The organism is Spirosoma radiotolerans, assembly GCF_000974425.1.
In the GTDB taxonomy this organism is placed as follows: Bacteria; Bacteroidota; Bacteroidia; order Cytophagales; family Spirosomataceae; genus Spirosoma; species Spirosoma radiotolerans.
In genome coordinates this window covers 463,606-477,045 of the sequence record NZ_CP010429.1, presented here as the reverse complement: position 1 = coordinate 477,045, position 13,440 = coordinate 463,606, and the positions used below count along the sequence as shown (strand labels likewise).

The 13,440-nt window shown below is 51.5% G+C and carries 10 protein-coding genes; all 10 read right to left on the bottom strand.

Annotation, left to right across the window (positions count from 1 at the left end; all coding sequences use genetic code 11):
- Nucleotides 1-19: 19 nt before the first annotated feature.
- Nucleotides 20-1,135 carry an endo-1,4-beta-xylanase gene (locus SD10_RS01865; protein ID WP_046375429.1) on the bottom strand — a complete coding sequence of 372 codons (1,116 nt, stop codon included), beginning with the start codon at nucleotides 1,133-1,135 and terminating at the stop codon, nucleotides 20-22.
- Nucleotides 1,136-1,392: 257 nt separating this feature from the next.
- Nucleotides 1,393-3,318, bottom strand: a complete 1,926-nt coding sequence (locus tag SD10_RS01860) for an alpha/beta hydrolase-fold protein (protein ID WP_046375428.1) — start codon at nucleotides 3,316-3,318, stop codon at nucleotides 1,393-1,395.
- A gap of 76 nt (nucleotides 3,319-3,394) precedes the next feature.
- Nucleotides 3,395-4,504 carry an alpha/beta hydrolase-fold protein gene (locus SD10_RS01855; protein ID WP_046375427.1) on the bottom strand — a complete coding sequence of 370 codons (1,110 nt, stop codon included), beginning with the start codon at nucleotides 4,502-4,504 and terminating at the stop codon, nucleotides 3,395-3,397.
- Nucleotides 4,505-4,639: 135 nt separating this feature from the next.
- A complete protein-coding gene (locus SD10_RS01850; protein WP_046375426.1) occupies nucleotides 4,640-5,719 on the bottom strand; it encodes an alpha/beta hydrolase in 1,080 nt (359 codons plus the stop codon).
- Between the two features lie 12 nt (nucleotides 5,720-5,731).
- The gene (locus SD10_RS01845; protein WP_046375425.1) at nucleotides 5,732-6,892 is read right to left on the bottom strand and encodes an esterase; all 1,161 of its coding nucleotides are present in this window, start codon (nucleotides 6,890-6,892) and stop codon (nucleotides 5,732-5,734) included.
- A 56-nt stretch (nucleotides 6,893-6,948) separates the two neighbouring features.
- Nucleotides 6,949-7,902, bottom strand: coding sequence for an alpha/beta hydrolase (locus SD10_RS01840; RefSeq protein ID WP_082111483.1), 954 nt, complete (start codon nucleotides 7,900-7,902; stop codon nucleotides 6,949-6,951).
- Nucleotides 7,903-8,084: 182 nt separating this feature from the next.
- A complete protein-coding gene (locus SD10_RS01835) occupies nucleotides 8,085-8,942 on the bottom strand; it encodes a sialate O-acetylesterase (protein WP_046375423.1) in 858 nt (285 codons plus the stop codon).
- Nucleotides 8,943-8,981: 39 nt separating this feature from the next.
- The gene (locus tag SD10_RS01830) at nucleotides 8,982-10,565 is read right to left on the bottom strand and encodes a glycoside hydrolase family 43 protein (protein WP_046375422.1); all 1,584 of its coding nucleotides are present in this window, start codon (nucleotides 10,563-10,565) and stop codon (nucleotides 8,982-8,984) included.
- Nucleotides 10,566-10,598: 33 nt separating this feature from the next.
- Complete coding sequence (locus SD10_RS01825; RefSeq protein WP_046375421.1) at nucleotides 10,599-11,132, bottom strand: VOC family protein; 534 nt, start codon at nucleotides 11,130-11,132, stop codon at nucleotides 10,599-10,601.
- Nucleotides 11,133-11,148: 16 nt separating this feature from the next.
- On the bottom strand, nucleotides 11,149-13,434 hold the full coding sequence (locus tag SD10_RS01820) for a glycoside hydrolase family 127 protein (protein WP_046375420.1): 2,286 nt from the start codon (nucleotides 13,432-13,434) through the stop codon (nucleotides 11,149-11,151).
- Between the last annotated feature and the right edge of the window lie 6 nt (nucleotides 13,435-13,440).

Sequence of the window (13,440 nt, the reverse complement as noted above, 5' to 3'; positions counted from 1 at the left end):
GCGCATGTCTTGCAGGCAATTATTTCTTTAGCGCAATGACTTTCTCGAAAGCAGGCTTCGGCTGGTTATTCCGGTCGAACAGCAATGGGTAGTTGGTCCGGCCCCGAATGGGCCAGTTGTTCAGCCAGCTCTGCGCATCATTGACACCCCAGAAGGTTACGCGGGTGACTTTGTCTTTATGCTTGAGGAAGAGTTTAAACAACGCTTCGTAATCAGCGGCCAGTTGCTGCTGTACGCTGTCGGGCAAGCCCGCTGTGTAGGGATTCGACTGTTCATTTGCCGTCATGCGCTGCCCTACATCGGCCCCCTGAACGTTGCGGGGAAGTACTTCAATATCCAACTCGGTAAACATCACCTTGACGCCCAGAGCCGCATACTGAAGAATGCTCTCTTCAATGTCTTTGAATGGCACTCTACCCACATGCCAGTGGCCCTGAATGCCGACGCCGTCGATACGTACCCCGGCAGCCTTCACTTTTTTGATCAGTGCTATACAGCCAGCGCGTTTGGCAGGCTGTTCATTGTTGTAATCGTTGTAATACAGTTCCGTTTTGGGGGCTGCCTGCTGGGCCAGCCGGAATGCTTCCGTGACGAAATCATCACCCAGGTATTGCAGAAAGACCGATTTTCGCATGGTGCCGTCCTCATTGAGTGCTTCGTTGACGACATCCCAAGAGTAAACCTTGCCGTCGTAGCGACCAGCCACTGTTTTGATGTGATTGGTAAAGAACGTTCGCATGGAATCAGCATTATGGATGTCCCGAATAAACGGCGGTAACTGACTATGCCAGATCAGCGTGTGCCCGTTGATCCTGATGTTGTGCTTTTTCCCAAACGCCACCAGTTTGTCGCCCATCTCGAAATCGTAGGAGTCCCACTTGGGGTGGATCAGGGCCGATTTCATAATATTCTCGGGCGTGGCCATATTGAACTGACGCACAATGAAGGCCGTCATTTGCGGATCCCGCTCGTCGATCTGGGCGTTGTTCAGCGCCGTACCAATTCCGAAGTCCTTTTTGAAAGTATCCTTCAGCGACGGAATCTGCTGCGCCAACGTGGTATTTGGCAGCAGCGATAAATTAGCTAGCACGAGTGCGGCCGCACCGGTGGCAAAAACGTATTTTTTCAGAAGCATACAGTATTTGATATTGAGTTGAGTGATGAAGAAAAATAGAGCAGTATTTAATGTGATTCATGGATGAACAACAGTTTAAGCGACTTATAAACAGCTAATTACGATAAAGTTTTTGTCATCCATTATTCACGTTATTTATTAACCACAGAGCCACGGAGAACACAGAGACTTAATTTTTTGCTTACAGCAGCAGTTTACGGCGAAGTAGGCTCTGTGTTCTCCGTGGCTCTGTGGTTAATAAATACTATACTGCCTTGTTACTTGAACAGCACTTGCGAGAACTGCATCAGATCGTGCCGCCAGACGGGCCAGCTGTGCCCGCCCGCATATTCGCTGTAACTGTACTTGATACCCATCTCGTCAAACTTTTTCATCATGACCTGGCAGTTCTGATAGGCAATGTCTTCTTTGCCACCCATCGAAATCCACAGGTTTTTCAGGTTGCTGTTGATGTCAGTGGCATTTTCCTTCATAAACGCATACTGCGGGTCCGACAACTTCGTGTTGTTGGCAAACCAGCCCGAGCTGAACACGCCCAAATTAGAGAACATATTGGTGTTCTTAATGCCTGCATATAGCGTCTGCAACCCACCCATCGACAAGCCCGCGAGTGCCCGGTTTTTTGCGTCGGTTTCAACCCGGAAATTACTTTCCACGAAGGGAATAGCGCCTTGTTTCAATTCATTTTCAAATGCCTTGAGCACATTTTCATTGAAACCCGCCAGACCACCCGACATGCCAACGTTGCCATCCAGCATAGCAATCACCATCGGTTTGGCCTTGCCTTCGGCAATTAGGTTGTCCAGAATGAGGTCTGTTTTGCCCTGTGTGGCCCAGCCGCGCTGATCTTCGCCACCGCCGTGCAGCAGATACAGCACCGGATATTTGTTAGTCGATTTATCGTAGCCCGGTGGGGTGTAGATGTACATTTCACGCCAGCTATTGGTTGCTTTCGAGAGGTAGCGCTTGGTGCGGATGTCGCCGTGGGGTACGTCTTTCATGGCGTAAAAACCACCGTCTTTGTCCGGTATCTCGATACCACTGGCCATGCGACCCATGCCGTAGAACGTTTCACTAGCCGGGTCGACAACGGCGACACCGTCGATCAGGACCGAGTAATAGTGAAAACCGCGACTGATGGAATCCGTCGTTGCCGTCCAGAAGCCGCTCGTATCTTTCACCATGTCGTATTTCTTGCCCAAATCAACCTGCACCTTCTGGGCGTCGGGGGCTTTTACGCGAAACACAACTCGGTTGTCGGGCAAAATCTGCGGATATTTGGCATTCCGGATATTCGTGGCCGCTGGTGTTCCCAGCACGCTGTATTTGGTCAACGAGGCCACATCGACCGGCTTGAACAGGAACTGCGAGAACATATACAGGCCGTTTTTCCAGACTTTAAAATCGTGCCCACCCGGCTCAACATAGTAGATGTGCGGTACGCCATGCTCATACAGGTAGTCGTGGGTGCGTTTGCTGAACGAAATCAGGCCATCGGCATCCCCGCATGAAATCCAGAGCAGCTTCAGCTGCTTTTTGGCGGCTTCGGGGTCGGGCATCAGTTCTTCGGGTCGTTTGGTATTGGGGGCCGATGAGAAGCCGCCTACCCAGGCAAATTTGTTCAGATTTCCCAAGCCAAAATTCAACGACTGCCCCCCGCCCATCGACAGCCCGGCAATGGCCCGGTGTTCGCGGTCGGTCAAGGTCGGGTACTTCTTTTCGATAAAGGGGATGAGGTCATTGAGCAGGTCTTTCTCGAAGGTAGCAAAGGCTTCGACTTTGTCCTTGTCGAAGACATTACCTACGGCCCGGTCGTCTTTCATGGCGCGGCCGTTGGGCATCACCACGATCATCGGCTCCAGCTTTTTTTCGGCGTATAGATTATCCAGAATAACCTGCGGATTCCCTCCTTTAAGCCATTCTTTTTCATCGCCCCCGATGCCGTGCAACAGATACAACACCGGGTATTTGGTCTTCTTGTTAAAGCCCGGCGGGGTGTAGACCAGCGCTTTGCGGGACGTACCTACGGTTTTCGACGCGTAACTGATCGAATCTAATTTACCCGTAGCGATGCCCGCCCGTACCTGATCGAAGCCTTTCGGGGCTTCCTTCTCGATTTTCTGAGCGTAACTACTACCGTAGAAAAAGCCCATGACAGCCACTAATGCAACGAATCGTTTCATCTTTACAGAGTTGGCAAACAGCTGGTTCGTGCCGTTTGGTTGGGTTATTTTTTGACAATCAGCTTGACGCTACCGGTTAATTTTTGAACAGCAGGGGAGCCAGTTCGTGCAGGCTGCGACGCCAGGTCTGAAATTCGTGGGCCGTGTTTTCAGACACATACGAAACGGCATTGTAGCCAGCGGCTTTCAGGTCAGTGGCCGATTTTTTGACGCCGTCGGGCCGTTCCTTGCTGCCGCAGCTGATGAACACAAGCTTCGGTTTGGCCTTGCCGTTAAGGTCTTCCGGTGCGTAGACACCACCGCTCAGCAGGCCGTAGTACCCAAACGTTTCCGGCTTATTGAGCGTAATCATTTTAGTTTCCATGCCGCCCATCGAGAGCCCTGCCATCGCCCGATTGTCCCGGTTGGCGAGGGTACGAAAATTAGCATCCACATACGGAATCAGTTCGTCGGTGAGAACGGCCTGAAACGGATCAATTTTGAACTCTCTTATCTTGCCAAATTTCACTTCATTGGTCATGCCGTAGGTCATGACGATGATGAACGGCTTGATTTTGCCGTCAGCGATCATGTTGTCCATAATCAGATTGGCGTGCCCCTGGTTGCTCCAGGCCGTTTCGTCTTCGCCCCAGCCATGCTGTAGGTAGAGCACCGGGTATTTTTTCGACTTATCTTTCTCATAGCCCGGTGGCGTGTACACAAAGGCCCGACGTGATGTATTGGTGCTTTTCGAGGGAAACAGAATCTGCTGCACCATGCCATGGGGAACATCCTTGAGGGCGTAGAAATCCTGGTCATGGGCCGGAATTTCGATGCCGCTTTCCCACCGGACGGAACCGTAGTAATTCTGGGCACCGGGGTCGTTAAACTTACCGCCGTCAACCGTTACATTGTAATAATGGAATCCTTCGTCCAGTGGCCCCGCCGTGGTGCCGGTCCAGAAGCCATCAGCTCCTTTAGTAAGGATAGTGCCACCCCGGCCACCTAATCCCAGACTTACCCGAACGCTATCCGCTTTGGGTGCATTGATACGGAATCGGGCGTAGCCCTGCGAGTTTACCTGCGGGTATTCCTGTCCCGGCTGGTTCAGCGAGGAAGGCTTGAAATCCTCTGCAATTGTCTGTGCCAGCGAGCCGACACTTGTTAATGCGATGGCGACCAAAGTCGCTACGGTGTTGCGGATCATTTTTATGTTGATTTAGGGTTTAAAAGGTTGATTATTCAGGTACTCAAGCAATTGTTTTGCGGCATTTTTACCCCATCCCCTCCCCTTATTTTCAGGGGGTTGAGGTGGGATAAATACGACAGGATTCACAAGTAGCTATTTAAAAAGCTGCGGCAACGTATTCGCCAGATACAGTTTACAGTTCATCCAGGTGTGCCCACCCGGCACGATGAGTGGTTCGACCTTAATTTTCTTCTCGTTAAACATCGCAATATTCTTTTTCACCGGCTCGTACAGAAAGTCTTCAGTGCCCACGCTGATGGTGAATAATTTCAGTTGGCTGTTGAGCTTGCTGGCGTCCGGCGACCAGTTCGAAAAGTTTTTCTGAAACTCTTCTGTGGCGGTATAAGGCGCATACGAACACACATAGGCAAACGTAGAGGGGTTGGTCAGGCCGATGTTCAGCGTTTGCCCGCCACCCACCGAGAACCCGGCTACGGCCCGCCCTTTGCTTTCGGTAATCACCGGATAATTGGCTTCGATAAACGGAACGATGTCGTTGATCATGTCTTTGGTAAAATCGGGCATGGGCGCCGGGCGAACGTTCCCATAAGGCATTACAATCAGCATGGGTTTGGCTTTTCCCTGCGCCATCAGGTTGTCAGCAATTAAGTTCGCCCGCCCCACTTTTGTCCAGGTCTCTTCCGTATCGGAGCCGCCGTGAATCAGGTACAGCACCGGGTATTTTGTTTTGCCATTAGGGTTGAAACCCGGCGGGGTGTAAACGAGCAACTGCCGCGTGGTACCCAGGGTGCCCGATTTGTAATAGCGGTAACTGATTTTGCCGTGGGGCACGTTCTGCAGCGAATGCACCAGCGGCTGATCACCGGGTACGTCGACGATGCTGCGTTTGAAGCGTTCGTTGGCGAAAATGTACGTGTTACTTGGATCGGCCAGCGACACACTGTCAACCATAAAACTATAGGGATAAATGTCGGGCTTAACGGGCGGCACGGTCACGCTCCAAACGCCCGAGGTGTCTTTGGTCATGGCGACCGGAGCCGACAGAAACTCCCCCGAAACCATCACCTTTTTCGCATTTCGGGAGAAGTACCGGAACGTAATGCTGTGGTCGGGATGAACATCGGGCGAACTGATGGCTGGTGGGCGTTGCTGGGCAAAAACCGTAACACCCGAAAATAGAACGGCCAGTAGACTATAAAGTGTGCGTTTCATGGGCGTAAAGGTTTATTGTTGGAATAACAATGGCGTGGTGGCGGCTACGTAGGTTTTTACATTCATCCAGGTATGGCCTCCGTCGGTAATCAGGCTTTTGTAGTTTACGTTCTTCGCCTTGAGGTAATCCATAAACTCCACCGTGCCCTTATAAAGAAAATCATCGCTTCCCACACTCACCCATAGCAGTTTGAGTTGTTTGTTTGTCTGAGCCGCATTGCTGACGAGGGCTGGATAGCTGCGATCCATTTCTTCCGGCGACAGGTACGAACTATAGGCGCACACCCAGGCAAATTTGTCCATATTGCTGAATGCCGTGCGGAGCGTTTGCCCACCCCCGCGCGAAAAGCCGCCAATGGCCCGGTTCTCGCGGTTGGGAATGGTCCGGTAGCTTTTCTCAGTATACGGAATGACGTTTTTCACCAGATCAGTCGCGAAATCATTGGCCCGTTTTACGGCATCAGCTCCATCGCGTACGGTTGGGTCGGCGGGTTTCGATCCCCCTTTTTGCTCGGCTACCCGCGCGGCAATGTTGCCGTAAGGCATCACAATAATCATTGGTTTAGCCTTGCCTTCGGCAATGAGATTATCCAGAATCAGGTTGGTTTTACCGACCTTAAAAAAAGTCTCTTCGGTATCCGTCGTGCCGCTGATAAGGTAGTAAACGGGGTATTTCTTCGACGGATTCTGGTCGTAACCCGGTGGCGTATACACAACCAGCGAACCGGTTGTCCCCTCCATCGATGGGTAGTATTCGTAGTTGATCGAGCCGTGGGGCACATCGCGCATAGCGTGAATCAGGGGTGTATCGCCGGGTATGTCGACGAGGCTGGCTTTGAACCGCTCGTTCGGGAAGAAGGCAACATTAGCCGGGTCCATGACCGTTACGCCATCTACCCGAAAGCTGTACGGGTAAATGTCGGGTTTGACGGGTCCAACCGTCACGCTCCAGATGCCCTGCGCATCTTTGGTCATGGCAACAGGCGCTTTTTCAAACTGCGCACTCAGTTCCACTGCCTTGGCTTGCGGAGCCTGATACCGGAATGTAACGGTCTTGTCAGCGTTCACCTGCGGAGACATCACCAGCGGACCACGGGGCGGTTGCGCCAAAGCCAGACCGGACAGAGCCGACAATAGCCAAAGTAAGGGTTGAGAAAAAAAGGATTTAAGCATAGGTAAGGATGATTTAGGCGTTACTGATGAATGGAGAAAGAGATGAGTCAAGATGACTAGTTCTTCACCCAGTTATTTACTTTCATCCAGGCAAATAATGGGTCCATCCAGCCGGGGTGCCGGAAGATGAAGCCGTGGTCACCTTTGGGGTAGATGTGCATTTCAACCGGCACTTTCTGGCGTCGGAGCTGTTCGAAGTAGGCAATGCTGTTGTCTACATCCACCAATTTGTCATCGGCCGCGTGGGTCAGGTACGTTGGGGGCGTGTTGGCACGTACCTGTAGCTCGTTGGAGAAAAGATCAACGTCCTGGCGCGACGGATTTTTGCCCAGCAGATTATCGTGCGAACCGCCATGCGTGAGGCTATCGCGCATACTGATGACCGGGTAAATCAGCACTTGAAAATCAGGGCGCAGACTGGTGTTGCTGGCGTTTTCAACATATGCTTTCTCGAAATGCGTAGCTGCCGTCGAAGCCAGGTGCCCACCTGCGGAAAAGCCCATGATGCCTACTTTACTGGCATCGATGCCCCATTTAGCGGCATTCTCACGCACCAGCTTTATGGCCTGCTGGGCATCCTGCAACGGCCCGATTTTTTTGTCAGCCATGATGGCCTCACTGGGCAGCCGATATTTCAATATAAAAGCCGCCACACCTTTTTCGGCCAGCGCTTTCGCGATGTTGATGCCCTCGCCCTGATACACCACGACTCCATAGCCCCCGCCCGGAATGACAATGACAGCGGTCCCGGATGCTTTGTCTGGTGCGGGCTTAAAATACGCCAGTGTGGGTTTGGTAATTCCTTTCAGCACGCCCGTTTCTGCCCCCGACTCCTGTATGTCCGAGACTTTTGCATTCGGCACAGAACCGGCATATAACGGGATGACTTCCTGCCCGTTTGCCACCAAAGAAGAAGCTAATAGGCCGCCAGCCAACGCGACTACGGCTATCGATTTACGGTTGGCAAATCGCATTCTGCCGGTCCGTGTTCGTAAACTAAAGCGGTTCATTTTATTGGGGTTTAAGCCGTATTATATTCTAAAAATTCGTCTTGCTGTCTGGCAAAAAAGCAACCAGCGTTTGTAAACTTAAACCAGTTCATTAGACAACCGTAACCTGACGGCCAGACAGCAAGATGCTGTCTGATACGACGGAGTAGCCAGACAAAATGCCGCCCTGGTTTATATCACACTTAATTCGTCGTTATCGGTTTATAGCCCAGCAACGTGAGCATTTGCGTAGCATATCGTTTGCCTAACTCTCGGTATCCGGCGGCATCGAAGTGCAGGTTATCGGCTGCGTCAGTGCACCCTGCGGATGAGATTACATGCGCATTTTTGATCGTTTGCGGGAGCGTGGCAATGATTTTGTTCATGCTGGCACAAATGCCGTCCTGATCCGCATTGACCGTTTCACCCGCCAGCAACGGTACTTTCCTGGGTTTTAAATCCAGGTCATGCATCAGATTATCATACACGACTTTCACCTTTTTCGTCCATAGCGTATCGTTGGTATTCGACTCGCCCTGATGCAGTAGAATTCCCTTAATGACGCCATCTTTTTGCGCCAGTTTCGCCATCTCGACCAGTCGGGCGTATGGGTTGCCGTCGTATTGACTAATGAAATTTTTCATCCAGCCCGGCACCGTCGTGACATACGATTCGTAATGATCCTTGTCGAACAACTCGATTTTACAGCCGCCAATGGCCACGTTGATGACACCCACCCGGACTTTTTCGGGAAGATTTGCGACTAGTTCGCGGCCAAAATAATCGGCGGGGGTAAGGCCGGTTTTACAGCGGCACAAAGGTGGAACGGCGGTGTACCAATTCCCTTTGGTTCGACCCAGATCGGGGCAGTTGACGGCCTCCATCACCTGAAACCGAGGGTTTACATTGACCGTGTCCTGGGGTTCAATCTTAGCGTTACCCTCCATATTGGATTGGCCAAAACAGAGAAAAATGTAAAAGTTTTTGTCCTGTGCCGAAGCGCTCAGGCCCAACAACAGGAAGCCCAGGAGAAGCGCACCGGCAGAAAAATACGTTTTCATGAAGGATAAAGTCTAGGGTAACGAACGGGTTTAGGGCACTTACTTTTTAGCTGAATCCGAAATCGTGTCGGCAATTCGGAAATAATCGAAGTCGGCAAAACCGCCCGTTTGCTGGGTGGCGTAGTTGAATAATCCGAAGCGGTAACCCATAAAATGCGGGATAGTGTAAGGCATTTTCAGTGGCTCACCAATTGCAACCCAGGACTTTCCGTCAAGGCTGTAGAAAAAATGAGCAGTGTCTTTGCGGTCGTTAAAATCGCATTCGGCTTTCAGGTAGACCATTTTTTGGCTCAGTGGAACCCGCTGTACCTCCACCGGCTTTCCCGACCCGGCGCTGACCATAACAATGACCCGGCTTCCGTTTTCGACCTTCACACCCACCAACCCGTACTTTTTCTGCAACAGGCTCAAACCGGCAAAATCGCCGGGTTTCAAATTCGATGCATCGAGCAAGGTGGAGCCCGTACTTTCGGGGCCGATGGTGCGCTGCGTGAGGGTGTTTCGGGCCATCACAAACGAGGTGTCGGTCCGCCCGGTTTTCAGCCGCAGGTAGCCTTTCCGCTCCGTTACTGACCAGCGGCTGTTGTCGGGGTTGTGGTTCCACTGCCAGACCAGCGGCAACGCAGGCTCCCCTTTTTTGCGGGTAAATTCATCGGAGGCAACAATGCCCGGAATCAGACCTCTGCTGGCGGGCAGGTCGAGCGTTTCGGGCGCTTTGCCGTTTACGCCCAGCACGGGCCAGCCGTCTTCCCAGTTCACCGGCACCAGATACGGAATGCGCCCCACCCCGCCAAAATCGCGGAAGAGGTACGAATACCATTTCCCGTCGGGCGTATCGATCAGCCCGCCCTGTGCCACGCCCAAGTCCTGAAAACCAATTCGTCCTTCCCAGGGCCCGGTAAGCTTATCAGCGCGGTGAATGACCACCGTCCGCATACCACCACGTGGCCAGGTGATGTTGAACAAATAGTACTTGCCCTTCACCTTAAACAATTGCGACCCCTCGGCGGGCAAGCCCCCACCGATTCCTGATGGTGCGCTGGCGTTTTCGATCAAAACTTGTTCGGTGGTGCCGGGCTTCACACCCGACGCATCAGCGGTCAACTCAACAATCCGGAGTTTGCCTGCCCCATAAATCAGGTACGTTCGGCCGTCGTCGTCAAAAAACAGGCTGTGGTCGTGGTACGAAGGGGTAAAGGACACTTCTTTCCATGGGCCTTTTTCGATGTTTTTGGTGGTGTAGATATACGTTTTGCCGGTGGTCTGGGCAAAGGTGGTTACGTAATACAGGCCGTTATGGTAGCGCAGACTGCTAGCCCAAGACCCTCGACCGTAGGTACTTTGGCCGTTGGCCAGGTTTAGGGCGTCTACATTCGCCAGCGTATCGTATGCATAGCTGACCAATTGCCAATTAATCAGATCGGTCGACTTCATAATGGGCAGTCCCGGACTCATGTGCATGGTGGTACTGCTCATGTAGTAGGTGTTGCCCACCCGAATTATAGCCATATCGGGTACATCGGCGAAAATAACCGGATTCCGGGCGGTTTGTGCATGAGTGGATATATACCTGAATAGCAGGCACATAACTAGCAGACTATACCGAAATAAACTATTTTTCATGGAATTCGCTCTTTCACTCATTTGCACGTTCACTTATTGCAGTGGACCGATGAGTTCAATGAAGTTGCCGTCGGGGTCCTGTACAAAAACAAAGTGCGCTTTATCGTTCAGGGGTGTGGGCGTACTGCCCAGAAAGGACACCTTCATTTTAGTCAACCGGTCAATGATGGGTTGCAGGGCCTTCACCTGGATAGTGATGTATTGCATCCCCGTATCGTCCTGAATGTATTTGGGCTTTGGGTGCGACGCTTTTTTACTGAAACTCATCAGCTTCCAGTCGGTGGCTTCGGGGCTGTTTTCCAGCTTCAGCATCGTTACATTGGTTGCTACGCCATTGGTCAGGCCGGATCGTTTGCCAAAATCTTCATTGATGGTGAAACTGCCTGTTTTGACCATCCCGATACCATTTACATAGAAGTCCACCGATCGGTCGAGGTCGGCCACCACAACACCGATGCCGATTACTTTGCTACTGAAATTAGATTGAGCATACGAGCTCAACACACACCCAAACATCAATAGTGTTACTCTGACACATTTATAGGCAGTCATTATCTTTTTGTTCATGTAAAAAACGGGTTATTTAGTTGTTTGTTAAAATTCGGATTTGGTTGATTCGGGGGGTGCTCACCCCATTCTTAGCAGCAATTGTCAACGTTACCACCTCATTATCATCTGCTTTCAGTTGAATCCTCTTCTTCTGATTTAGTAGAAGTTGGGCAGGCTTCGCGTTAACCACAAAGCTTATGTCCTCTGGCTTTACATCATCTAAAGTACTTATTTCAATGTATTTACCCACCAGCCCTTTGTTCTGTAACTGGTACGTGATATATGCCCGAGTACGTCGCCAGAAACGCTCGTCGTCATAGCCTGAATCGCTTTTGTCACCTTTGTACTGGTGATCGACTTCGGGCTGTTGTTCACCACAATTTACTTTGTCGACGGTGTTCGCTTCCAGGGCCAGAGCCTCTGCTTCCTGCTGTTTCAGCCGGGCTTGCTGCTCAGCGAAGGCGGCTTCAGTAAATGTTGGAAAATACATCTGGTAACGGGCATCGTGCACCTCGTAAAACGGTTGTAGCGTCAGCGTGTCCAGTCGAAAACGTAGCTTGTCGACGGGTTTGAGTTTCGACAGGTAAGTTGCCGGGTCGCCCACGAGCGCGTAGGCATTGGTGAGCGGGTACAGTTTGCCCTTTGTTTCGTGCCCCATCCGGCTATCGTCAGCAAAAAGCCCCTTCAAGTCTGCCGTCGACGTTTTGGCGGCCAACACAATAGGGCCATGCACAAACGCCGACCAGTTGGAACCATCGGGCAGCTGCTCCAGATGGGTAGCGGTTGTAAAACGCACCGTAACGGTATCGCCCGATTTCCATTTCCGATTGATGGCTACGTAACTCGACGGTTTGCCGTTAATGGCTTGTTCTTTTCCATTGACCAGTATCACCAGATTTTCGGCCCATTTTGGGTACCGAATGTGTAGAGAAAATTTCTGTGGCTTTGTTGTCTCGACAAGCAGTTCAGATTGATTTTGGTAAGGGAATTCGGTACGCTGGACAAGCCGAATCTTTTTGGCCGCCCAGTCCACCGTCGATGGAACAAACAAGTTGACAAACAAGTCATTCACTGAATGGCTGTAGATCAGCTCACCGTATTTGGTGTGATTTTCCAGTCCCGATCCCACGCAGCACCACATGCTGGTTTCGGGTTGTGAATACACCCGGTAATGGTTGGGCCGAATGGGCGTAAAATAGACGAACCCGCCTTTCTCGGGATGCTGGCTCGATAGGATGTGGTTGTAAAGCGTTCGCTCGTAGAAGTCGAGATAGCTTACATCATTTTTATCCAGAAAGAGGGCTTTGCTCAACCGGAGCATGTTAAACGAGTTGCAGGTTTCGGGCCCCTGATTCGATTTTAACAGTTGGCTAAAGTCCGTTATGGGATTAAAATGTTCCCGGACGCTGTTGCCGCCAAACGCTACACTACGGGTTTGTGATACGTTTTGCCAGAAGAACATCGCAGCCTCCGACCAGTCGGTCTTACCCGTCAGGGTAGCGATTTTTTCGAACCCAATAACCTTCGGAATCTGCGTGTTGGCATGCAATCCGGTTAGTTTATCCTGTTTTTCGAGGAGTGGTTCCAGGATAGCCCGGTGCGAAATCCGCTGTGCCGTTTCGAGGTACTTTTTATCGTTGGTCAGGATGTACAGGTCGGCAAAGGTCTCGTTGATGCCACCGTGCTCGGTGCGTAGTACCTGTTGAATCTGCTCATCGGACAGGGGACGAATCAGTTCCACAAACCAGTCGCCCAAACCAACCAGCACCTGTTTGGCCTGCTGATTACCCGCGTATTCATACGCATCGCGCAGGCCTGCAAACAGCTTGTGAATGTTGTAAAGCGGCACCCAGGTGTTGTTCAGGCCAAAGCTGCTCCCATCAATATCACCTTTGTGAATGCGCTCCCAGAACACCTTTCCCTGCGGAATACCACCCACGTACCCGTTGCCATTTTTAGCCTGACAACGCGCCAGTTGATCGACCATGTAATCGAGCCGTTTTTTCAATTCAGCATCCCCGGTCGACGCATACATCATGGCCAGCGCCGACAGGTAATGTCCACCGATGTGCCCATCCAGGCCCGAGCTTTCCCAGTTACCATAGCGCGGGGCTTTTTCCGGTAGGCCCGCATCGATCAGGTAGGGAGCCAGAAGTTTATCCGGGTTCAGGGCCAGAATGTAGCGCCTGTCAACATCCTGCGCATTTTTAAACGGTCCGCCTGTTAGCCGCACGTCCTGTAAGGCAAACGGCTGCATCTGAGCCAGCGTAGAAAGGCTTAGCAGCAAGAAAAAAGCGATAGGAAAGACGGTCGTTTTCATAGGTAA

What these genes read in the sequence shown, in the direction of transcription:
- SD10_RS01865 (WP_046375429.1), bottom strand. Translation starts at nt 1,135, where the DNA reads ATGCTTCTGAAAAAATACGTTTTTGCCACCGGTGCGGCCGCACTCGTG.
- SD10_RS01860 (WP_046375428.1), bottom strand. Translation starts at nt 3,318, where the DNA reads ATGAAACGATTCGTTGCATTAGTGGCTGTCATGGGCTTTTTCTACGGT.
- SD10_RS01855 (WP_046375427.1), bottom strand. Translation starts at nt 4,504, where the DNA reads ATGATCCGCAACACCGTAGCGACTTTGGTCGCCATCGCATTAACAAGT.
- SD10_RS01850 (WP_046375426.1), bottom strand. Translation starts at nt 5,719, where the DNA reads ATGAAACGCACACTTTATAGTCTACTGGCCGTTCTATTTTCGGGTGTT.
- SD10_RS01845 (WP_046375425.1), bottom strand. Translation starts at nt 6,892, where the DNA reads ATGCTTAAATCCTTTTTTTCTCAACCCTTACTTTGGCTATTGTCGGCT.
- SD10_RS01840 (WP_082111483.1), bottom strand. Translation starts at nt 7,902, where the DNA reads ATGAACCGCTTTAGTTTACGAACACGGACCGGCAGAATGCGATTTGCC.
- SD10_RS01835 (WP_046375423.1), bottom strand. Translation starts at nt 8,942, where the DNA reads ATGAAAACGTATTTTTCTGCCGGTGCGCTTCTCCTGGGCTTCCTGTTG.
- SD10_RS01830 (WP_046375422.1), bottom strand. Translation starts at nt 10,565, where the DNA reads ATGAAAAATAGTTTATTTCGGTATAGTCTGCTAGTTATGTGCCTGCTA.
- SD10_RS01825 (WP_046375421.1), bottom strand. Translation starts at nt 11,132, where the DNA reads ATGAACAAAAAGATAATGACTGCCTATAAATGTGTCAGAGTAACACTA.
- SD10_RS01820 (WP_046375420.1), bottom strand. Translation starts at nt 13,434, where the DNA reads ATGAAAACGACCGTCTTTCCTATCGCTTTTTTCTTGCTGCTAAGCCTT.